Source organism: Streptomyces sp. WI03-4A, from assembly GCF_033792105.1.
Classification (GTDB): domain Bacteria; phylum Actinomycetota; class Actinomycetes; order Streptomycetales; family Streptomycetaceae; genus Streptomyces; species Streptomyces collinus_A.
Window position 1 is genome coordinate 1 of the sequence record NZ_JARAUO010000029.1, and the last position, 20,419, is coordinate 20,419.

At 73.9% G+C, this 20,419-nt stretch carries 18 protein-coding genes; 16 read left to right on the forward strand and 2 right to left on the reverse strand.

Annotated features, from left to right (window positions below):
• Positions 1 to 255 precede the first annotated feature (255 nt).
• Positions 256 to 810: a hypothetical protein gene (locus tag PV343_RS25945; protein WP_319149378.1), complete on the reverse strand. Its 555-nt coding sequence runs from the start codon at positions 808 to 810 to the stop codon at positions 256 to 258.
• A 263-nt stretch (positions 811 to 1,073) separates the two neighbouring features.
• Here PV343_RS25945 and fmt point away from each other — a divergent pair, with 263 nt between their 5' ends.
• The 9 genes from fmt (at position 1,074) to PV343_RS25990 (ending at position 10,623) form a co-directional block, all read left to right on the forward strand.
• Positions 1,074 to 2,006 carry a methionyl-tRNA formyltransferase gene (gene fmt / locus PV343_RS25950; protein ID WP_319149379.1) on the forward strand — a complete coding sequence of 311 codons (933 nt, stop codon included), beginning with the start codon at positions 1,074 to 1,076 and terminating at the stop codon, positions 2,004 to 2,006.
• 111 nt (positions 2,007 to 2,117) lie between these two features.
• Positions 2,118 to 3,545, forward strand: coding sequence for an RsmB/NOP family class I SAM-dependent RNA methyltransferase (locus PV343_RS25955; RefSeq protein ID WP_319149380.1), 1,428 nt, complete (start codon positions 2,118 to 2,120; stop codon positions 3,543 to 3,545).
• Between the two features lie 497 nt (positions 3,546 to 4,042).
• Positions 4,043 to 4,729 (forward strand): ribulose-phosphate 3-epimerase, encoded by a 687-nt coding sequence (gene rpe / locus PV343_RS25960; RefSeq protein WP_020938826.1) that lies wholly within the window; start codon positions 4,043 to 4,045, stop codon positions 4,727 to 4,729.
• Positions 4,730 to 4,819: 90 nt separating this feature from the next.
• Entirely contained in the window at positions 4,820 to 5,863 is a 1,044-nt protein-coding gene (locus tag PV343_RS25965; RefSeq protein ID WP_020938825.1) for a sugar-binding transcriptional regulator, read from the forward strand.
• Between the two features lie 61 nt (positions 5,864 to 5,924).
• Positions 5,925 to 6,377 carry a ribonuclease domain-containing protein gene (locus tag PV343_RS25970; protein WP_319149381.1) on the forward strand — a complete coding sequence of 151 codons (453 nt, stop codon included), beginning with the start codon at positions 5,925 to 5,927 and terminating at the stop codon, positions 6,375 to 6,377.
• The gene (locus tag PV343_RS25975; RefSeq protein ID WP_319149382.1) at positions 6,374 to 6,703 is read left to right on the forward strand and encodes a barstar family protein; all 330 of its coding nucleotides are present in this window, start codon (positions 6,374 to 6,376) and stop codon (positions 6,701 to 6,703) included. The genes PV343_RS25970 and PV343_RS25975 overlap by 4 nt, the downstream gene beginning before the upstream one ends.
• Before the next feature lie 133 nt (positions 6,704 to 6,836).
• Positions 6,837 to 8,279 carry a GuaB1 family IMP dehydrogenase-related protein gene (locus PV343_RS25980; protein ID WP_319149383.1) on the forward strand — a complete coding sequence of 481 codons (1,443 nt, stop codon included), beginning with the start codon at positions 6,837 to 6,839 and terminating at the stop codon, positions 8,277 to 8,279.
• 370 nt (positions 8,280 to 8,649) lie between these two features.
• Positions 8,650 to 10,143, forward strand: a complete 1,494-nt coding sequence (locus tag PV343_RS25985; RefSeq protein WP_319149384.1) for an amino acid permease — start codon at positions 8,650 to 8,652, stop codon at positions 10,141 to 10,143.
• 27 nt (positions 10,144 to 10,170) lie between these two features.
• Positions 10,171 to 10,623: an Lrp/AsnC family transcriptional regulator gene (locus tag PV343_RS25990; protein WP_020938820.1), complete on the forward strand. Its 453-nt coding sequence runs from the start codon at positions 10,171 to 10,173 to the stop codon at positions 10,621 to 10,623.
• An 80-nt stretch (positions 10,624 to 10,703) separates the two neighbouring features.
• Here the strand turns inward: PV343_RS25990 and PV343_RS25995 are convergent, their stop codons facing one another.
• Positions 10,704 to 11,444 (reverse strand): GntR family transcriptional regulator, encoded by a 741-nt coding sequence (locus tag PV343_RS25995; RefSeq protein ID WP_319149385.1) that lies wholly within the window; start codon positions 11,442 to 11,444, stop codon positions 10,704 to 10,706.
• Positions 11,445 to 11,654: 210 nt separating this feature from the next.
• Between PV343_RS25995 and PV343_RS26000 the strand changes: the two genes are divergently transcribed.
• The 7 genes from PV343_RS26000 to PV343_RS26030 all read left to right on the forward strand — a co-directional run bounded on the left by PV343_RS26000 (position 11,655) and on the right by PV343_RS26030 (position 20,412).
• Complete coding sequence (locus PV343_RS26000) at positions 11,655 to 12,815, forward strand: ABC transporter substrate-binding protein (RefSeq protein ID WP_319149386.1); 1,161 nt, start codon at positions 11,655 to 11,657, stop codon at positions 12,813 to 12,815.
• Positions 12,812 to 13,711 (forward strand): ABC transporter permease, encoded by a 900-nt coding sequence (locus tag PV343_RS26005; protein ID WP_319149387.1) that lies wholly within the window; start codon positions 12,812 to 12,814, stop codon positions 13,709 to 13,711. The genes PV343_RS26000 and PV343_RS26005 overlap by 4 nt, the downstream gene beginning before the upstream one ends.
• Entirely contained in the window at positions 13,696 to 14,517 is an 822-nt protein-coding gene (locus tag PV343_RS26010) for an ABC transporter permease (RefSeq protein ID WP_319149388.1), read from the forward strand. Before PV343_RS26005 ends, PV343_RS26010 begins: the two co-directional genes overlap by 16 nt.
• Before the next feature lie 6 nt (positions 14,518 to 14,523).
• On the forward strand, positions 14,524 to 15,600 hold the full coding sequence (locus PV343_RS26015; protein ID WP_319149389.1) for an ABC transporter ATP-binding protein: 1,077 nt from the start codon (positions 14,524 to 14,526) through the stop codon (positions 15,598 to 15,600).
• A 14-nt stretch (positions 15,601 to 15,614) separates the two neighbouring features.
• A complete protein-coding gene (locus tag PV343_RS26020) occupies positions 15,615 to 17,090 on the forward strand; it encodes an HAD-IA family hydrolase (protein ID WP_319149390.1) in 1,476 nt (491 codons plus the stop codon).
• 93 nt (positions 17,091 to 17,183) lie between these two features.
• Positions 17,184 to 19,985, forward strand: a complete 2,802-nt coding sequence (locus tag PV343_RS26025; RefSeq protein ID WP_319149391.1) for a nitrate- and nitrite sensing domain-containing protein — start codon at positions 17,184 to 17,186, stop codon at positions 19,983 to 19,985.
• A complete protein-coding gene (locus tag PV343_RS26030) occupies positions 19,975 to 20,412 on the forward strand; it encodes a roadblock/LC7 domain-containing protein (protein ID WP_317442245.1) in 438 nt (145 codons plus the stop codon). The genes PV343_RS26025 and PV343_RS26030 overlap by 11 nt, the downstream gene beginning before the upstream one ends.
• Positions 20,413 to 20,419: the final 7 nt, after the last annotated feature.

A 20,419-nucleotide genomic window follows, 5' to 3' on the forward strand; every position in this document is an offset into this window, starting at 1 on the left:
GGGTGTGAAGGGGGGAGGGGGGGGGGTGGGGGGGGGTGGGGTTTGTCGCGCAGTTCCCCGCGCCCCAGAGTGGGGGGCGTCCGCCGGTGTCTGTCGGGGCCCTGGGTCGACCTTGGGGCTGTCGCGGTCGCTTTGGCTGCCGGCCGGTGGGGGTTGGTCGCGCAGTTCCCCGCGCCCCTGAGTGGGGGCGGCGGGCGTGTGGCTGCCCTCCCGGAGGGGGCCGGGAGGGCGGGTGAGGGGGGTGGGCGGTGCCGGTCAGCCGTTACGGGGGGCCGGGAAGGCCGCGGGGCGCGGGTCCTCGCGGAGGGTGGGGCTGCCCGCGGTGGGCTGGGTGGGCATGGAGCGGGCGGCGGGCACCGTCGGGACCGCGGGCAGGGCGGGCAGGGCGGGCAGCGCGGCGTTGAGCGTGCGGGTGCCGGACGGCTCGGTCGCCCGCTCGGTCTCGGCGGCGGCCTGGGTGGCGGCGCGGCGGGCTCCGTAACGGCGGTGCACCGCCTGCTTGGTGACCCCGAGCGCCGAGCCCACCGCGTCCCAGGAGAAGCCCAGCGAGCGGTCGAAGTCCACGGCGGCCGTGACCAGCGTCTCGACGCTGTCCCGCAGCTCCTGGGCGAGGCGGACCGTCGGGGCGGGTGCCCGTCCGTAGACGACGAAGCCCGTGGAGGGGCCGGAGCGGCGGGGACGGTAGACGTTGCCCAGCTGGGCGGTGAGCGTGCGCAGTGCGTCCACCTGCCGGCGGACCCGCTCGATGTCCCGCACCAGCAAGTGCAGGCTGGCCCGGGCCTGGGCGTCGTGGGTTGCGTGGTCGGCCATGAACAAGCCTCTCGAACCGGCGTTGAAAGGAACTGGGCCCGCGAAAGCGGCCCGATGTGGTCAACTCTTTCTTGACCAACGCGTAGGCGCTCCGCTGGTCACGGGCTGGGGGCGTACAGGCATATGCGTACGCCGTCCTCCTCCGCGTGCACCACCGCTCCCGGGCGGGCGCCCGTCCGTGGCCGGCGGGGCGGCGGTCCGGCCCGGGCCATAGACTGGTGCGCTGCCCGTCCAACCCCCGCCCGAGAGGCCCGATCCCGCCCATGAAGCTGGTCTTCGCCGGTACCCCCGAGGTCGCCGTTCCCGCCCTGGACGCCCTCATCGCCTCCGGGCGGCACGAGGTCGCCGCCGTCGTCACGCGGCCCGACGCACCGGCCGGACGCGGACGCAGGCTGGTCGCCTCGCCCGTGGCCGAACGGGCGGCGGAGGCCGGCATCGAGGTGCTGAAGCCGGCCAGGCCGCGGGACCCCGAATTCCTGGAGCGGCTGCGGGAGATCGCCCCGGACTGCTGCCCGGTCGTCGCCTACGGCGCGCTGCTGCCCAAGGTCGCCCTGGACATCCCGGCGCACGGCTGGGTCAACCTGCACTTCTCGCTGCTGCCCGCCTGGCGTGGCGCCGCGCCCGTGCAGCACGCCCTGATGGCGGGCGACGAGATCACCGGTGCCGCCACCTTCCTCATCGAGGAGGGCCTCGACTCCGGCCCCGTCTACGGCACGGTCACCGAGGAGATCCGGCCCACCGACACCAGCGGTGACCTGCTCACCCGGCTCGCCTTCGCCGGCGCCGGGCTGCTGGCCGCCACCATGGACGGCATCGAGGACGGCACCCTGAAGGCGGTGCCGCAGCCGGCGGAGGGCATCACCCTCGCACCCAAGATCACCGTCGAGGACGCCCAGGTGGACTGGGCCACGCCCGCGCTGCGCGTGGACCGGGTGGTGCGCGGCTGCACCCCGGCCCCCGGCGCCTGGACCACCTTCCGCGGCGAGCGGCTCAAGATCGTCCAGGCCGCGCCGGTGCCCGAGCGCACCGACCTCGCCCCCGGGCAGCTCGCCGTCGGCAAGAACAACGTGCACGTCGGCACCGGCTCCTACGCCGTCGAGCTGCTGTGGGTGCAGGCGCAGGGCAAGAAGCCGATGCGGGCGGCGGACTGGGCGCGCGGGGTGCGCATCACCGAGGGCGAGCGCGTCGGCGGCTGAGCGCCCGCCGCGGCGGCGGCCGCCCCGCTCCGCCCCGGGCGGCGGGGGTGACCGCGTCGCGACGTAGGCTGGGAACCGCACCCCCTTCTTCCCATCCGGAGCACCTTTTTCGTGAGCGAGCAGTCCCGGCGGCCGCACCGGCCCGCCAAGCCCTACCGCCGTCCCCAGAAGGACCCCGTCCGCATCCTCGCCTTCGAGGCGCTGCGCGCCGTGGACGAGCGGGACGCGTACGCCAACCTCGTGCTGCCCCCGCTGCTGCGCAAGGCGCGAGAGAAGGAGGGGCCGGAGAAGTTCGACGCGCGGGACGCCGCTCTCGCCACCGAGCTGGTGTACGGAACGCTGCGCAGGCAGGGCACGTACGACGCCGTCATCGCGGCCTGTGTGGACCGGCCGCTGCGCGAGGTCGACCCGCCGGTGCTCGACGTGCTGAGCCTCGGCGCGCACCAGCTGCTCGGGACCCGGATCCCGACCCACGCGGCGGTGTCCGCCTCCGTCGAGCTGGCACGGGTCGTGCTCGGCGACGGGCGGGCCAAGTTCGTCAACGCCGTGCTCCGCAAGGTCGCGCAGAACGACCTGGACGGCTGGCTGGAGAAGGTCGCGCCGCCCTACGACGAGGACCCCGAGGACCACCTCGCCGTCGTGCACTCGCACCCCCGCTGGGTCGTCTCCGCGCTGTGGGACTCCCTGGGCGGCGGCCGGGCCGGCATCGAGGACCTGCTGGAGGCGGACAACGAGCGGCCCGAGGTGACCCTGGTGGCCCGGCCGGGCCGGGCCACGACGGACGAGCTGCTCCTGGAGGAGGCCGCGGTACCGGGGCGCTGGTCCCCGTACGCCGTGCGGCTCACCGAGGGCGGCGAGCCCGGTGCCGTCGAGGCGGTCCGTGAGGGGCGGGCCGGGGTGCAGGACGAGGGCAGCCAGCTGGTCGCCCTCGCGCTCGCGAACGCCCCGCTCGACGGCCCGGACCGCGCGTGGCTCGACGGGTGCGCGGGCCCCGGGGGCAAGGCGGCACTGCTCGGCGCCCTGGCCGCCGAGCGCGGCGCCGTGCTGCTCGCGTCCGAGAAGCAGCCGCACCGGGCGGGCCTGGTGGCCAAGGCCCTGGACGGCAACCCGGGGCCGTACCAGGTGATCGCCGCCGACGGGACCCGGCCGCCGTGGCGGCCCGGCACCTTCGACCGGGTGCTGATGGACGTGCCCTGCACCGGCCTGGGGGCCCTGCGCAGGCGGCCCGAGGCCAGATGGCGGCGGCGCCCGGAGGACCTGGAGAACTTCGCCCCGCTCCAGCGCGCCCTGCTGCGCACCGCGCTCGACTCGGTGCGGGTCGGCGGTGTCGTCGGCTACGCCACCTGCTCCCCGCACCTCGCCGAGACCAGGGCGGTCGTCGCCGACGTGCTCAAGCAGTACCCGGACACCGAACTCATCGACGCCCGCCCCCTGCTCCCGCACGTGCCCGCCCTGGGCGACGGCCCGGACATCCAGCTCTGGCCCCACATGCACGGCACAGACGCGATGTACCTGTCCCTGATCCGCCGCACCGCCTGACCCGTGGAGGGGCGCGGGGAACCGCGCGACCGGCCCCCGCACGCCCGCAGCCGAAGGACGACCGCGACGGACCCGACATGTGCCCAGGGCGCCGACGGACACCGGTCGGCCGTCCCCGGCTGAGGGGCGCGGGGAACCGCGCGACCGGCCCCCGCACGCCCGCAGCCGAAGGACGACCGCGACGGACCCGACATGTGCCCAGGGCGCCGATGGACACCGGTCGGCCGTCCCGGCTGAGGGGCGCGGGGAACCGCGCGACCGGCCCTCACCGGCCGGCAGCCGTGGCGCAACCGGGACAGATCCCCGACGCCCCCGCCGCACCGATCGACACCGGCCGGCGTCCCCAAGGGGCGCGGGGAACCGCGCGACCGGCCCCCACCGGCCGGCAGCCGAAGCGCGACCGAGAAGGACGCCCGACGCCCACGCGCCCGCAGCCGTAGCGCAACCGCGACAGACCACCGTTACTGCCAAGCGCAGCGACATGGCAGGCTTGGGGCATGGCCGCGCAGATCAACCCCAGCATCCTGTCCGCCGACTTCGCCCGCCTAGCGGACGAGGCGCGGGCGGTCGAGGGAGCCGACTGGCTCCACGTCGACGTCATGGACAACCATTTCGTCCCGAACCTCACGCTCGGCGTGCCGGTCGTGGAGTCACTGGCCCGCGCCACGGGCACCCCGCTGGACTGCCACCTGATGATCGAGGACCCGGACCGCTGGGCCCCCCAGTACGTCGAGGCGGGCGCCTCCTCCGTCACCTTCCACGTGGAGGCGGCGGCCGCGCCCGTGCGGCTCGCCCGGGAGATCCGCGCCAAGGGCGCCCGCGCCTCCATGGCGCTCAAGCCCGCGACGCCGATCGAGCCGTACGAGGACCTGCTCCCCGAGCTCGACATGCTGCTGATCATGACGGTCGAGCCGGGCTTCGGCGGCCAGGCCTTCCTCGACATCATGCTCCCCAAGATCCGCCGCACCCGCGAGCTGATCGGCAAGCACGGCCTCGAACTGTGGCTGCAGGTCGACGGAGGTGTGTCGGCCTCCACGATCGAGCGCTGCGCGGACGCGGGGGCGGACGTGTTCGTCGCCGGGTCGGCGGTCTACGGGGCGAAGGACCCGGCCGAGGCGGTACGTGCACTGCGCAACCAGGCGGACGCGGCCACCGCCCAGGCATCCTGGGCATGCGACCACTGAGCCACGGCTACGTGAACGGTTGAATGTACGGCGCCCATCAGGGCGGAGCAGTCGCGCCGGATCTGCAAGGATGAACGGCGAATCCAGAGTGTGAACAGCAGTGAGGAGATCGCCGTGTCGGGTATGTCGGCGGGCCGGTCAGCCATGCGGATGGGACCCGCTGAGCTGGTGCAGGCGGCGGCCATGGCCCGCCGCTTCTACCTCGAGGGCAAGTCCAAGATCCAGATCGCCGAGGAGTTCGGCGTCAGCCGCTTCAAGGTGGCCCGGGTCCTGGAGACCGCCCTCGAACGGGATCTCGTACGGATCGAGATCCGCGTCCCGGCCGAGCTGGACGCAGAGCGCTCCGACGCGCTCCGCGCCCGCTACGGCCTCAGGCACGCCGTCGTGGTCGAGTCCCCGGCCGAGGCGGAGGAGACCCCCGACCCGGAGAACCTGGGCGAGGTCGCGGCCGACCTGCTCGGTGAACTCGTCAACGAGGGGGACGTGCTCGGCCTGGCCTGGGGCCGCTCCACCATCCACATGGCGGCGGCGCTCGACCGGCTGCCGCCGTGCACGGTGGTGCAGCTGACGGGCGTGTACGACGCCGGGACCGCCGAGCGCGGCTCGGTCGAGGCGGTGCGCCGCGCCGCCCAGGTCTCGGGCGGCGACGCCCACCCCATCTACGCGCCCATGCTGCTGCCGGACGCGGCCACCGCCGGGGCGCTGCGTCACCAGACCGGTATCGCCCGGGCCTTCGAGTACTTCGACAAGGTCACGGTCGCCTGCGTCTCCATCGGCTCCTGGGAGCCCGGCATCTCGACCGTGCACGACATGCTCAGCGACGAGGAGCGCGCGCACTACGCCTCGCTCGGTGTCGCCGCCGAGATGTCCGCGCACCTCTTCGACGCCGAGGGCCGCCGGATCGGGCGCGACCTGGGGGAGCGGTGCATCACGGTCAAGACCGACCAGCTGCGCCGCATCCCGGAGGTCGTGGCGATCGCCGGCGGGCAGCGCAAGGCGTCCGCGATCGACGCGGTGCTGCGCTCCGGCCTGGTCACCAGCCTGGTGACCGACACCTCGGCCGCCGACTACCTGATGACGGCGGGCCCGACCCCGAAGCCCGCCCTCAGCCGGGCGGACCCGGACGGTCACTGAGACACCCCCGCGGCGGGTCGCGGGGCGTACGTGACGGGACGGGCGTGGCAGCATCGGCGGCATGCTGCCCCCGCTCGTCCCCCGACCGTTCCCGCGGCTCCTGCGCGCCCTCGCGAGCCTGCTGGTCTGCCTCTGCGCCCTGCTGGCGGGATGCTCACCCGGCACGCACCCGGGCACGAACGCGGGCGCGGGCACCACGCCGGCCTCCGGCGCGTCCACACCCGCCTGGGCCCGCGGCACCGCCACCGTGCAGGAGTCCCGGCTCCCGGCCGAGGCCCGGCGGACCCTCGCCCTCATCGACCGGGGCGGCCCCTTCCCGTACGCCAGGGACGGCATCGTCTTCGGCAACCTGGAGGGGCTGCTGCCGGGCCACCCGCGCGGTTACTACCACGAGTACACGGTGCCGACCCCAGGCGCGCACGACCGCGGCGCGCGGCGGCTCGTCACCGGCCAGGGCGGGGAGATCTACTACACGGATGACCACTACACCTCGTTCCGGGCGGTGCTGAGATGAGCGAAGACCTGACGGACCGGCTCGTGGTCACCCTCGACCTCACGGGCGTCACCGACAAGGCCGGCCTGATGGACCGGGCCGCCCGGGCGCTGGCGCTGCCCGACTGGTTCGGCCGCAACTGGGACGCGCTCGCGGACTCCCTCGGCGACCACACGGTGTGGCCCGAGACCGCCGTCGAGCGCGGGATGCTGGTCGTCGTGCGGGGCTGGCGGCCGTACGCGGACGCGGCCCCCGGCGAGTGGCTGACGGCGCAGGACGTGTTCGCCGAGGCAGTCGACCGCACGCCCCGGCTCGCCGTCGTGCTGGCCCTTGGAGGATCCTCCTAGACCCTCTCCGCCGGGCCTGGAGGTTCTGTGGGGGCCGGGCAGCGCGCCCGTCATGGGAGAATGAAGTACGTGCTTCTTTCCCCCTGGCGCACCCGTCGGGGGGTCACCTCTGATCGACTGGGATGTGCGGCACGTGCGTTTCCTCAATGACATCCAGCCCGCGTACGACCTGACGTACGACGACGTCTTCATGGTGCCGAGCCGCTCAGCGGTCGGCTCGCGTCAGGGAGTGGACCTCTCCTCGCCGGACGGCACGGGCACCACCATCCCGCTCGTCGTCGCCAACATGACCGCCATCGCCGGCCGCCGCATGGCCGAGACGGTGGCCCGGCGCGGCGGCCTGGTGGTCATTCCGCAGGACATCCCGATCGACGTGGTCACCGACGTCGTCTCCTGGGTCAAGAGCCGCCACCTGGTGCTGGACACCCCGATCGTGCTGGCCCCGCACCAGACCGTCGCCGACGCCCTCGCGCTGCTGCCCAAGCGGTCCCACAACGCCGGTGTCGTCGTCGACGACCAGCAGCGCCCCGTCGGCGTGGTCACGGACGCCGACCTGAGCGGCGTCGACCGCTTCACCCAGCTCGAAGTGGTCATGTCCAAGGACCTGCTCCTCCTGGACGCGGACATCGACCCGCGCGAGGCGTTCACCACCCTGGACACCCACAACCGCCGCTACGCCCCCGCCGTGGACAAGGACGGCAGGCTCGCCGGCATCCTGACCCGCAAGGGCGCGCTGCGCGCCACGCTCTACACCCCGGCCGTCGACAGCCGGGGCAAGCTGCGCGTCGCCGCCGCCGTCGGCATCAACGGCGACGTGGCCGGCAAGGCCAAGCAGCTGCTCGACGCGGGCGTGGACACGCTCGTCATCGACACCGCGCACGGCCACCAGGAGTCGATGATCAGCGCGATCAAGCTGGTCCGCGCGCTCGACCCGCACGTGCCGATCGCGGCGGGCAACATCGTCTCCGCCGAGGGCGTCAAGGACCTGATCGACGCCGGCGCGGACATCATCAAGGTCGGTGTCGGCCCGGGCGCCATGTGCACCACCCGCATGATGACCGGCGTGGGCCGGCCGCAGTTCTCGGCCGTCCTGGAGTGTGCCGCCGAAGCGCGCAAGCACGGCAAGCACGTGTGGGCCGACGGCGGTGTCCGCCACCCGCGCGACGTGGCCATGGCCCTCGCGGCCGGCGCGTCCAACGTGATGGTCGGCTCCTGGTTCGCGGGCACCTACGAGTCCCCGGGCGACCTCCAGCAGGACGCGGGCGGCCGCCTGTACAAGGAGTCGTTCGGCATGGCCTCCGCGCGCGCCGTGGCCAACCGCACCTCTGAGGAGTCGTCGTACGACCGGGCCCGCAAGGCGCTGTTCGAGGAGGGCATCTCCACCTCGCGCATGTTCCTCGACCCGGCCCGTCCCGGTGTGGAGGACCTGATCGACTCGATCATCGCGGGTGTCCGCTCGTCCTGCACCTACGCGGGCGCCGGCTCCCTGGAGGAGTTCGCCGAGAAGGCCATCGTCGGCATCCAGAGCGCCGCGGGCTACGCCGAGGGCAAGCCGCTGCACGCCAGCTGGAGCTGAGCCGCCGCGGGCCGGCTCCGGCCGTCCCGTGACGCCCTGACCGACGGCCCCCGTCCCTCCCCGACCGGGAGGGCGGGGGCCGTCGGCGTACCCGGGCCGGGACGCCGGACCAAGACTCCGTAAAAGGCGCTGGTGAGGGGGGGTGCGCAACGGTCGAAAGCGTGAGCGCAACGAATCGGCGTTTCGGGCGGATGAACGCAAGGATGGTGCCCGGGCGCGCAAGGTTGCTGCATTACGCCCGTGAAGCTGTCCCCCGTAGTGTGCTGCGCTGTACGTGGCGTGGCGGGAACTCCGCTCGGCGGGTCCCTGCCCCTGCGGGGCTCCCGCCCGTTCCCGCGCCCATCGACCGGCAGCGATAAGGAGCCCGCGCGTGCTCGACCAAGGCGCACCCCCGCAGAACGAGAGAACGGCCGCCCCCGCGTCCCCGGGCGTCGCCGCGCGCCTCATGCGCCGCAAGCCCGTCGAACGCCTGGTCGCTGAGGGCGGCCAGGGCGAGGGAGGGTCGCTGCGCCGCTCCCTCGGGCTGTGGCAGCTGACGATGATCAGCATCGGTGCCACGCTCGGCACCGGCATCTTCGTCGTCCTCGGCGAGGCCGTGCCGAAGGCGGGCCCGGCCGTCACCCTCTCCTTCGTGATCGCCGGTCTCACCGCGCTCTTCTCGGCGCTGTCCTACGCCGAGCTGGCGGGCACCATCCCGGTCGCCGGTTCCTCGTACTCGTACGCGTACGCGACCATGGGCGAACTCATCGCCTGGGTCTGCGGCTGGTGCCTGCTGCTGGAGTACGGCGTCTCGGTGGCCGCCGTGGCGGTCGGCTGGGGCGAGTACCTCAACGAGCTGCTGGACGGCACCATCGGCGTCACCATTCCGAACGCCCTGGCCAACCCGCCCGGCGTCGACGGCGGTATCTTCAACCTGCCGGCCCTGATCGTCGTGATCCTCGCCATGGTGTTCCTGCTCGGCGGCGCCAAGGAGTCCGCGCGGGCCAACACCATCATGGTGTGCGTGAAGATCGCCGCGCTGGTGCTGTTCTGCACCATCGGCTTCATGGGCTTCAAGTCCGGCAACTACGCGCACTTCATGCCGCTCGGCATGGCGGGCGTCAGCGCCGCCGGTGCCACGCTGTTCTTCTCCTACATCGGCTTCGACGCCGCCTCCACCGCCGGTGAGGAGGCCAAGAACGCCCAGCGCGACCTGCCCCGCGCCATCATGCTGTCCCTGGTCATCGTGACCGCCCTGTACGTGCTGGTCGCGGCGGTCGCCGTCGGCGCGAAGCCGTGGCGGCAGTTCAACGACTCCGAGGCCGCGCTCGCCCAGATCATGAAGGACGTCACCGGCCAGACCTTCTGGGGCACCCTGCTGGCCTTCTGCGCCGTCATCGCCATCGCCAGCGTCGTCCTCACCGTGCTCTACGGCCAGACCCGCATCCTCTTCGCGATGTCGCGCGACGGCCTGGTACCCAAGATCTTCGCCAAGGTGCACCCGAAGACCGGCGCCCCGCGCGCCAACACGGTGATCGTCTCCCTGTTCTGCGGCGTCCTGGCCGCCGCTGTCCCGCTGGGCCAGCTCGCCGACGCCACCAGCATCGGCACGCTGTTCGCCTTCGCTCTGGTCAACGTCGCCGTCGTGGTGCTGCGCCGGACCCGCCCGGGCATGAAACGCACCTTCCGCGTCCCGCTGTCGCCGGTGCTGCCCGCGCTGGGCTTCGCCTTCTGCGTGTGGATGATGGGCAGCCTCTCCGCCGTGACCTGGGTCGTGTTCGGTGTCTGGATGGCCGTCGGGCTCGTGTTCTACTTCGGTTACGGCTATCGCCGTTCCCGCCTCGCGACCGCCGACCCGGACGTCGCGCCGGCGGCAGAGAAGTGACCGAACCGGAGAAGTGAACCACCGCCCGTGCTGAACGATCTCGACGAACGCATCGTGCACGCCCTCGCCGAGGACGCCCGCCGCTCCTACGCGGACATCGGGCAGATGGTCGGCCTGTCGGCCCCCGCCGTCAAACGGCGGGTGGACCGGCTGCGGGCCACCGGCGCCATCACCGGCTTCACCGTCCGGGTGGACCCGGCGGCCCTCGGCTGGGAGACCGAGGGGTTCGTCGAGATCTACTGCCGGCGCAACACCTCGCCGGAGACGATCCAGCGCGGGCTGGAGCGCTACCAGGAGGTCGTGGCCGCGTCGACGGTCACCGGCGAGGCGGACGCCGTCGTGCAGGTCTTCGCCTCCGACATGCGCCACTTCGAACGCGTCCTGGAGCGCATCGCGGGCGAGCCCTTCGTGGAACGCACCAAGTCGGTCCTGGTCCTGTCCCCCCTCCTGCGCCGCTTCTCCTCCGGAGCGCCGGGATAGGGACGGGCAGGCAGGGGCGCGGGGAACTGCGCGAGCGACCACCGCGGACCCGCACCCGGCGACGAGCGCGCCCCCGCCCGCTACTCCGCCGTCTTCCGCGCGAGCGGATTGTTCCCGATCGAGTTGTGCACGCTGAAGCTCACCGCGTCCGGCCGGTAGCGGTCGTCCGACCACTCCACCGGGCGCCCCTCGCGCGTCGTCGTCACGCGCCGCACCCGCAGCAGCGGACTCGTCCGGCGCACCCCGAGCAGCTCGGCGTCCAGCGCGCCGGCGGCCACCGCGTCGATGACGTGCTCGCCGTAGGCGAAGACCAGACCGGTGTCGTCGTACAGGCGCTGGGTGACCGAGGCGCAGCCGGGCTCGATCGCCTCGACCGCGGGTGAGATCCAGTCGGCGTACACCGTCCGCTCCAGCAGCACCGGCTCGCCGTCCAGGCCGCGTACCCGCAGCACGTGCAGCACCGGGACACCGACGGCCAGTTGCAGACGTACGGCGTCCTCGTGGCCGGCCGGACGGTACTCCTGGGTCACCACACGGCCGGTCGCCTCCCGGCCCATGGCCCGCGCCCACTGGGCGAAGCTGCGCAGCTCCTCGAAGCTCTGGTTGGGACGGCCGGCCAGGACCACCCGGCGCGCGCCCTGCCGGGACCCGATGAGCCCCTCGGCGGTCAGCGCCGCGACGGCCTGCCGGACGGTACCGCGCGAGACGCCGTAGTGCGCGGCCAGTTCCGACTCCGAGGGCAGCCGGCTGCCGACCGTGTACTCCTCCCGGTCGATCGCGCGGCGCAACTCGTCCGCGATCTCCTCGTGTCGCGCCGTCATGCTTCCCCTCTGCGTAGGCCGCTGTGCACAGCGTGACCAGCCTAATCGACGTTCGAGCATGATCCGTGGCAGCCGGAAGTGTGCAGGGAAACAGGGGCCGGTGTTTCACCGGCGTTCACGGACGGGACACCGGCGCCGGGCGTACTGAGGCCAACTTGTTCAGACAAGTTCCCCGCATCACTCCACCCTCGTGCGCCCCCTGGAGAGACCGTGACCGTGTCCCTGCCGAGAAACGCCGTCCTCGGCGGCTCCCTCGCCGTCGTCGCCGCGCTCGCGCTGAGCGCCTGCGGCGCCGCCCCCGACAACGCGGCCAGCACCACCAAGACCGGCAAGAACGCCGCCACCGCCACCTCGGCGGCCGACTTCGGCGGCCTGGACGCCCTGGTCGCGGCGGCCAAGAAGGAGGGGAAGCTGCACATCATCGCGGTGCCCCGCGACTGGGCCAACTACGGCGCGATCATCGACGGCTTCCAGAAGAAGTACGGCATCAAGATCGAGGACGAGAGCCCCGACGGCTCCAGCCAGGACGAGATCAACGCCGTCACCTCCAGGAAGGGCCAGGACCGCGCGCCCGACGTCCTCGACCTCGGCAGCTCCTTCGCCCTCAGCGCCGCCCAGCAGGGCCTGCTCGCGCCGTACAAGGTGGCCGCCTACGGTGACATCGCCGAGGCGCAGAAGGACCCACAGGCCCGCTGGTACAACGACTACGGCGGCTACATCTCCATCGGCTGCGACGCCAAGCGGGTGAAGACCTGCCCCACCACCTTCAAGGACCTGCTCAAGCCGCAGTACAAGGGCCAGGTCGCCCTCAACGGCAACCCCACCAAGTCCGGCTCGGCCTTCGGCGGCGTCTACGCGGCCGCCCTCGCCGACGGCGGCTCCTTCGACGACATCAAGCCCGGCCTGGACTTCTTCGCCAAGCTGAAGAAGAACGGCAACTACACGCCCGTCGAGTCCACCCCGGCCACCGTGGAGAAGGGCGAGACCCCGATCTCCATCGACTGGGACTACCTGAACGCCGGTTACGCCGACGAGTTCCGGTCCAAGGGCGTGGACTGGAAGGTCTCCATCCCGGCCGACGGCCAGTACGCCCAGTACTACTCCCAGGCGGTCAACAAGGACGCCCCGCACCCGGCGGCCGCCCGCCTGTGGCAGGAGTACCTCTACAGCGCCGAGGGCCAGAACCTGTGGCTCAAGGGCTACGCCCGCCCCGCCCTGATGACCGCCATGGACAGGGCCGGCACCCTCGACAAGACGGCCGCCGCCAAGCTCCCGAAGGTCACCGGCACGCCCGCCTTCCCGACCGAGGACCAGCAGAGCAAGGCCAAGACGGCCCTCGCGCAGGGCTGGGGCAAGGCCGTCTCCGGATGACCGCCGCCCTCCCGCGCGCGGACGTGGCGCCCGTCGCTCCGGCGAAGCGGCGGCGCCACGCCCCCGGCTGGCTCGCCGTGGTGCCGCTGCTGGTGTTCACGGCGATCGCCTTCGGGCTGCCGGCCCTCGCCGTCCTGGACGGCGCCTTCACGGTCAGGGACCCGGCCACCGGCGCCACCTCCCACACCACCGGGAACCTCACCACCTCGCTCCAGGGCCCGTACCTCACCGCGCTGCTCGGCAGCGTCAAGCTGTCGGCGGTCTCCGCCACGCTCGGCGCCCTGCTCGGGCTGCCGCTCGCGCAGGCCGTGGTCGGCTCCCGCTCCCGCGCGCTGCGCGAGGCCGTGCTGACCGCGTCCGGTGTGCTCGCCAACTTCGGCGGGGTCCCGCTCGCCTTCGCCTTCGTCGCCACCCTCGGCAACGCCGGCGTGCTGACCGTGCACCTCGGCCTGAAGGACAGCGGCTGGGACCTGTACAGCTTCTGGGGCCTGGTCCTGGTCTACCTGTACTTCCTGATCCCGCTCATGGTCCTCACCATCACCCCGGCCCTGGAGGGCCTGCGCTCCCAGTGGCGGGAGGCCGCGCTGAACAACGGCGCCACCGGGGCGCAGTACTGGCGGCACGTGGCCCTGCCCGTGCTGGCGCCCTCCCTGCTCGGCGGCCTGGTGCTGCTCTTCGGCAGTGCCTTCGCCGCCTACGCCACCGCCGCCGCGATGGTCGGCAGCGCGGTCCCGCTGGTCACCCTCCAGATCGCCGACGCCCTGTCCGGCAACGTCCTGGTCGGCCAGGAGAACGTCGCCCTCGCCCTCAGCCTCGACATGGTGCTGGTGGCGGCCCTGGTGATGGCCGTGTACCTGCCCCTGCAACGACGGAGCGCCCGATGGCTCGACGCCTGACCCCGTGGCGGTGGGCCGTCCTCGGCCTGGCCGCCCTGTACTTCCTCGTGCCGCTCACCGCCTCCGTGATCTTCACGGTGGACGTGCCGGGACAGGGCGTCACCCTCGACGCCTACACCAGGATCCTGTCCACCGAGGGCTTCGTCTCCAGCCTGCTGCTCTCGCTGGAGCTGGCCGTCGCCACCATCGCGGTCGTCCTGCTGCTGATGGTGCCCGCCACGGTCGCGCTCAGGCTCGGCACGCCCCGGCTGCGGCCGGTGGTCGAGGTGGTGTGCTCGCTGCCGCTGGTGGTGCCGCCGATCGCGTTCGTCGCCGGCATCGTCACCGTGCTGAAGTGGGGGCCGGAGCACCTGTCCCGGACCCCGCTGTTCCAGACGTTCGTGGCGATCCAGAACGAGAACTTCCCGGTGGTCCTCCTCCTCGCCTACGTCGTGATGGCGCTGCCCTTCGTCCACCGCGCCCTGGACGCCGGACTGCGCTCCGTCGACGTACGGACCCTGGTCGAGGCCGCCCGCAGCTGCGGTGCCTCCTGGCCGCGGGCGCTCGTCCGGGCCGTGCTGCCGAACCTGCGCGGCGCCCTGCTGAACGCGTCCTTCCTCACCCTGGCGCTGGTCCTCGGCGAGTTCACCGTCGCCCAGCTCCTCGGCTTCCGGCCCTTCGCCGTCTGGATCTACGACGTCGGCGGCTCGCAGGCCCAGATGTCCGTCGCCGTGTCCGTGCTCAGCCTGCTCGTCACCTGGGCCCTGCTCCTCGCGCTCGCCGGTGCCGGCGGCGGACGCGCCCGAACCGCTTCCGACCGGGGATGAACCGCCATGACCGTCACCACGCCCGAGAAGGCAACGGCCGCCAAGGCCGCCACCGTCGAATTCCGCTCTCTGAGGCGGGAGTTCGGATCCACCGTCGCCCTCGACGGACTCGACCTGAGCGTCCGGCCCGGCGAGTTCCTGGCCCTGCTCGGCCCGTCCGGCTGCGGCAAGACCACCGCGCTGCGCATGCTCGCCGGGTTCGAGCACCCCGACTCCGGCGCCGTCCTGGTGGACGGTGAGGACGTCACCCGGGTCCCGGCCCACCGCCGCGACGCGGGGATGGTCTTCCAGTCGTACAGCCTCTTCCCGCACCTGGACGCCCTCGACAACGTCGCCTTCGGGCTGCGGATGCGCAAGGTCCGTACCGCCGAACGCCGTTCCCGCGCAGCCGAGTTGCTCGAACTGGTCGGCCTCGGCGACAAGGGCGGCCGCTACCCGCACCAGCTCTCCGGCGGCCAGCAGCAGCGCATCGCGCTCGCCCGCGCCCTCGCGCTGCGCCCGCGGGTGCTGCTGCTCGACGAGCCGCTGTCCGCGCTGGACGCCAAGGTACGCCTCACGCTGCGCGAGGAGATCCGCCGGCTCCAGCAGGAGCTCGGCATCACCACCCTGTTCGTCACCCACGACCAGGAGGAGGCCCTGTCCGTCGCCGACCGGGTCGCCGTCATGCGGGACGGACGGCTCGAACAGTGCGCCGAGCCCGCCGAGCTGTACGGGCGGCCCGCCACCGCCTTCGTCGCCGAGTTCGTGGGCACCATGAGCCGGCTGCCGGGCGTGCTGAAGGACGGCACCGCCGACGTGCTCGGGCAGCGGCTGCCGGCCGAGGGCGAGGTGCCCGACGGCCCGGTGGACGTGCTGGTGCGGCCCGAGGCCGTACGGCTGGCTGCCGACGAGCGGGGCGGCGCCCGGGTGGTCGCCACCGCCTTCCTCGGCGCGGTCGTCCGGGTCACCGTACGACTGGCCGACGGCACCGAGGCCAAGGCCGACCTGCCCGCGCACGAGGCCGCCGGCCTCGGCGCCGGAACCGCCGTCACCGTGTCGCTGCCCGAGCGGCCGGTGCTGGTGGCCGAACGTATCCAGAAGTGAGGAAAGACCCCGCCGTGACCCCCCACACCCCCGACCGCCCCCACGCCCGGCTGCGTGCCGTCCTGTTCGACATGGACGGCACCCTCGTGGACACCGAACGCCTGTGGTGGGAGGCGGTCGAGCAGGTCGCCGGACGCGCGCTGACCGAAGCCGACCAGCCGGAGGTGCTCGGCCGCCCCGTCGAGCACACCGCCGGCTGGCTCGCCGCGGCCACCGGCAGGCCCGCCGCCGGGCTCGCCGCCGACCTGCACCGCGAGTTCGCCGAGCGCGTCCGCACCGGCATCGTGCCCCGCCCCGGCGCCGTCGAGCTGCTGGACGCCCTCGCCGCCGACGGCATCCCGGCCGCCCTGGTCACCGCGTCCCCGCGCGCGGTCGCCGACGTCGTCCTCGACGCCCTGGGTGCCCACCGGTTCGTCACGTCCGTCACCGCCGACGACACCGCCCGCACCAAGCCCGCCCCCGACCCCTACCTCGCCGCCTGCCGGGACCTCGGCGTCGACCCCGCGGCCTGTGTCGCCGTGGAGGACACCGGGACCGGCGTGGCCTCCGCCGAGGCGGCCGGGTGCGCGGTGCTCGCCGTGCCCTCGCTCGCGCCGATCGCCGAGGCGCCCGGCCGGACCGTCCGGGACAGCCTGACCGGGGTCACGGCCGCAGGTCTGGAACGCATGGTCGTACCCCGGCTCCGCGTGATGAGCTGGAACCTGTGGCTCGGCGGCAGCCAGGTCGACGACCACCGCGCCAAGCAGGTCGAGGCGGTCCTCGGCAGCGGCGCCGACGTCGTCGGGCTCCAGGAGACCGGCGGGACGGCCGCCCAGGAGCTGGCCGAGGCCCTCGGCTGGCACCACCACCGGGCCGGCGAGAACCTCGGCGTCCTCAGCTGTCACCCCATCACCGCCCGCTTCGGTGACCCGGAGGTCGGCTTCTACGGCGCGGCAGGGGTCCGGATCGCGGTCGCCCCCGGCCACGAGGTCGACGTCTGGACCGCACACCTGCACCACGCGCCGTACGGGCCCTACGAGGCGGCCTTCGACGGACTGCCGGCGGACGAGCTGATCGCCCACGAGGAGCTGCGGCTCGGCCAGATGCGCGACGCCCTGGACCGTATCGCCGGGTCCGCGCGCGAAGGCGTCCCGGTCGTGCTCGTCGGCGACTTCAACTGCCCCTCGCACCTGGACTGGCCGGACGTCCGGTGGCCGGTGACCGAGGCGGCCGAGAAGGCGGGGTTCGCCGACTCCTTCCGCGAGGCCCACCCCGACCCCGCCGCCCGACCCGGGCACACCTGGTCGCCGGTCCACCCGGTGCACGAGGACGGCAGCGGGCGGCCCGAACCACAGGACCGGATCGACTACGTCCTGCACCGCGGCCTGACCGTGCTCGACTCCCGCACGCTGGTCACCGGCACCCCGCGGCCCTGGCCGGACGTGGCGGGCAACGAGTGGCCCTCCGACCACGCGGCGGTCGTCACGACCTTCGCCCTGCCGGCCGGGTGACCGGGGGTTACCGCAGGTCACCATTGCGTGGCCGGTTTTGATCCCGTAGGTTGTGCCGAACTTTCTACCGACTGGTAACACCGGCAGGTACCCATGCGCTGGCCCCTCGGCCGTCCCACCACCGTCCGCTCGCGGATCGTGGCGCTCGCGCTCGCCCCGGCCGTCGCGCTGATGGCCCTGTGGAGCTTCGCCATGGTGTCGGTCACGGCCGAACTGCGCGCGCTGATCCGGCTCCAGGGGGTGTACGAGGACTTCGGCACCCCCGTGGACACCGCGGTCGGGCAGATCCAGATCGAGCGCCGGATGTCCGCCGCCTACCTCGGGACCCGCCGCGACACGGCCGCCGCCGGTGACCTGCTCGGTCAGCAGCGCCGCACCGACCGGGCCGTCGACGCCCTGCGCCAGGCGGTCCGGGACGGGGACCGCGACCGGCTCACCGACCGCCAACGGCAGGCCCTGGACACCATGATCGCGGCCACCGGCAAGCTCGAAGGGCTGCGCGAACGCGTGCTCGCCCGGGACATCACCTGGGACCGGGCGGTCGACGCCTACAGCACGCTGGTCGAGCCCGGCTTCGACGTGCAGTCCACGCTCACCGCGCTCCAGGCCGGGCAGCTCGCCCGCGAGGCCCAGGTCGTCACCGAACTGGTCCGGGTCCGCGAGTTCGTCTCCCGTGAGGACGCCCTGGTCGCCGGGGCGCGCGCCGCCGGCACCCTCACCGACCGGCAGTACGACATGCTGACCTCGACGATCGAGGACCGGCGCGTCTTCGAGCGCACCTACGTGCCCGACCTGCCCGCCGACTCGCGCGCCCTGTTCGAGCGGTTCCAGCGCGACGGCACCTACCGCTCGCTGGTGCGCGGCGAGGACGCGCTGCTGCGGGCCGGTGCCGGACGGGCCGGGCAGGCCGTCGCCGCCGGCACCTGGCGGTCCACCACCGACCGGGCCGTCAAGCGCTACATGCGGCTGTGCACCCGCTCCGCCGAGAACTCCGCCGCGCGCGGGCGTGCCTTCGCCTACCACGAGCTGACCAAGGCCGCCGTCGTCGGCGCGGCCGGGCTCGCCGCCGTGACGCTGTCGCTGTGGCTCGCGGTACGCGGCGCCCGGCGCATCTCGCGCCGCCTGGAGACCCTGCGGGACGCTGCTGACGTGCTCACCACCCGGCAGCTCCCGGACGTCATGCGCAGGCTGAGCGCGGGGGAGCGGGTGGACGCGCTCGCCGAGGCGCCGCCGCTCGCCGCCGACGAGGCGGGGGACGACGAGATCGGGCAGGTCGGCCGCTCGTTCAACACCGCGCGGCACGCCGCGGTGGAGGCCGCCGTCACGCAGGCCGGGCTGCGCCGGGGCCTGTTCGCCGTGCTGCTCAACATCGCCCGGCGCAACCAGGCGCTGGTCCACCGCCAGCTCAAGCTGGTCGACACGCTGGAGCGGCGCACGGACGACCCCGACGTGCTGCGCCAGCTGTTCCGCATCGACCATCTGACCACCCGTATGCGCCGGCACGCGGAGAGCCTGATCATCCTCTCCGGGGCGGCCCCCGGCCGGCGCTGGCGCGGGCCGGTGCCGGTCGCGGACGTCGTCGCCTCGGCGGTGAGCGAGATCGAGGACTACACGCGCGTGGTGGTCCCGCCGATGCCCGAGACCGCCGTCGCGGCGGACGCCGTAGCCGACATCGCGCACCTGCTCGCGGAACTGCTGGAGAACGCCACGGTGTTCTCGCCGCCGCACACCCAGGTCACCCTGCGCCCGGGGCGGGTCGGCGGCGGCTTCGTCCTGGAGATCGACGACCGCGGCCTCGGCCTCGACGCCGAGCAGCGCGCCCACGCCGAGCGCACCCTCACCGACCCCGACGCCTTCGACCCCACCCGCCACGACCGGCTCGGCCTGTACGTCGTGGGCCGCCTCGCCGCCCGCCACGGCATCACCGTGACCCTCCGCGACTCCCCGTACGGCGGCACGACGGCGGTGGTACTGCTGCCCCTGGCCGTCCTGGCCGAGGCGGCGGGTGCCGGCGCGGGTGCGGGCGTCGGGCCGAGGGCGGTGGCCGGTGGCGTTGCGGTGGCCGGTGGCGGTGCCCGCGCGGGGAACGCGTCCGGCTCCGTCGCCGAGGTCGCGTCCGCTGCTGGTGCGGCGGGGGCGGGTGCCGGCTCGGCGCACGCCCCCGACTCCGTCGCCGGGGCCGGTCTCGGTGCGGGTACCGGTGCGGTGGCCGGGGACGGTGCCGGGGCGGGGACCGCGTCCGGCACCGGGGCAGGCGCAGGTGAAGGCTTGGCGCACACGTCCGTCCCAGTCGCCGGGGCCGACCTCGATACACGTGGGGGCGCCGACGCCGACGCCGTTGCCCGGCCCGGTGCGGAGCAGCCCTCTCCCGGGCAGCGGCCGAAGGCGGCCGAGCCGGCGACGGTGCTGCCATTGCGGCGGGGGCGCGTGCCCGACGCCGCTGACGCCTCTCCCCGGCCCGGTGCGGAGCAGCCGCTCCCCGGGCGGCGTCCCGAGGCGGGCGAGCCGGCGGCGGGGCTGCCGTCGCGGCGACGGAGCGCGCCCGAGCCTGGACCCGAGGCGCCCGGCGCCCCCGCGCTGCCCACCCGTACCCGTCAGGCATCCCTCGCCCGGGAGCTGCGTGAGGAGCCGCCGCCCCGGGCCGCGGCGCCCGCGCGCGAGATCGACGCCGACGAGATGCGCGCGATCTTCGGCGCCTTCCAGCGGGGCCTGGACCGCGGGCGCAAGGGCCTGCCCGCGGCCGGCGGCCCGGACGGACCCGACGCGAAGACCCCCCTCCCCGGCGGCGACTCGATCACCGGCAGCACCTACATCACCGACAGCGCCGACGTCACCGACGCGGACGCAGTGCCCACCCACGCCGACGAAGGGACGGACACCGACGATGCACGGTGACGACCAGAACCCCGAGAACCCGTCCCCGGTCGCCGGCGCACCGGGGACGGATCTCGGCTGGCTGCTCGACGACCTCGTGGCCCGCACGGACCACGTCCGCCAGGCCGTGCTGCTCACCGCCGACGGCCTTCCGCTGAGCAGCTCGGACGGCATGCGCAGACGGGACATCGAACACCTGGCCGCCGTCTGCTCCGGCTTCCACGGCCTCGCCCGCTCGGCGGGGGAGCGGTTCGAGGCGGGGGAGGTGCGCCAGACCATGGTCATGCTGGAGGACGCCTACCTCTTCATCACCCCCGCCGGGCACGGCAGCCGCCTCGCCGTGCTGAGCGAGGCGCGCACCGACGTCGGACAGCTCGCCCACGAGATGGCCCTGCTCGTCCGCCGCCTCGGCCGCCACCTGGACGCCGCCAACCGCTCGGCCTCCTGACCCGCCG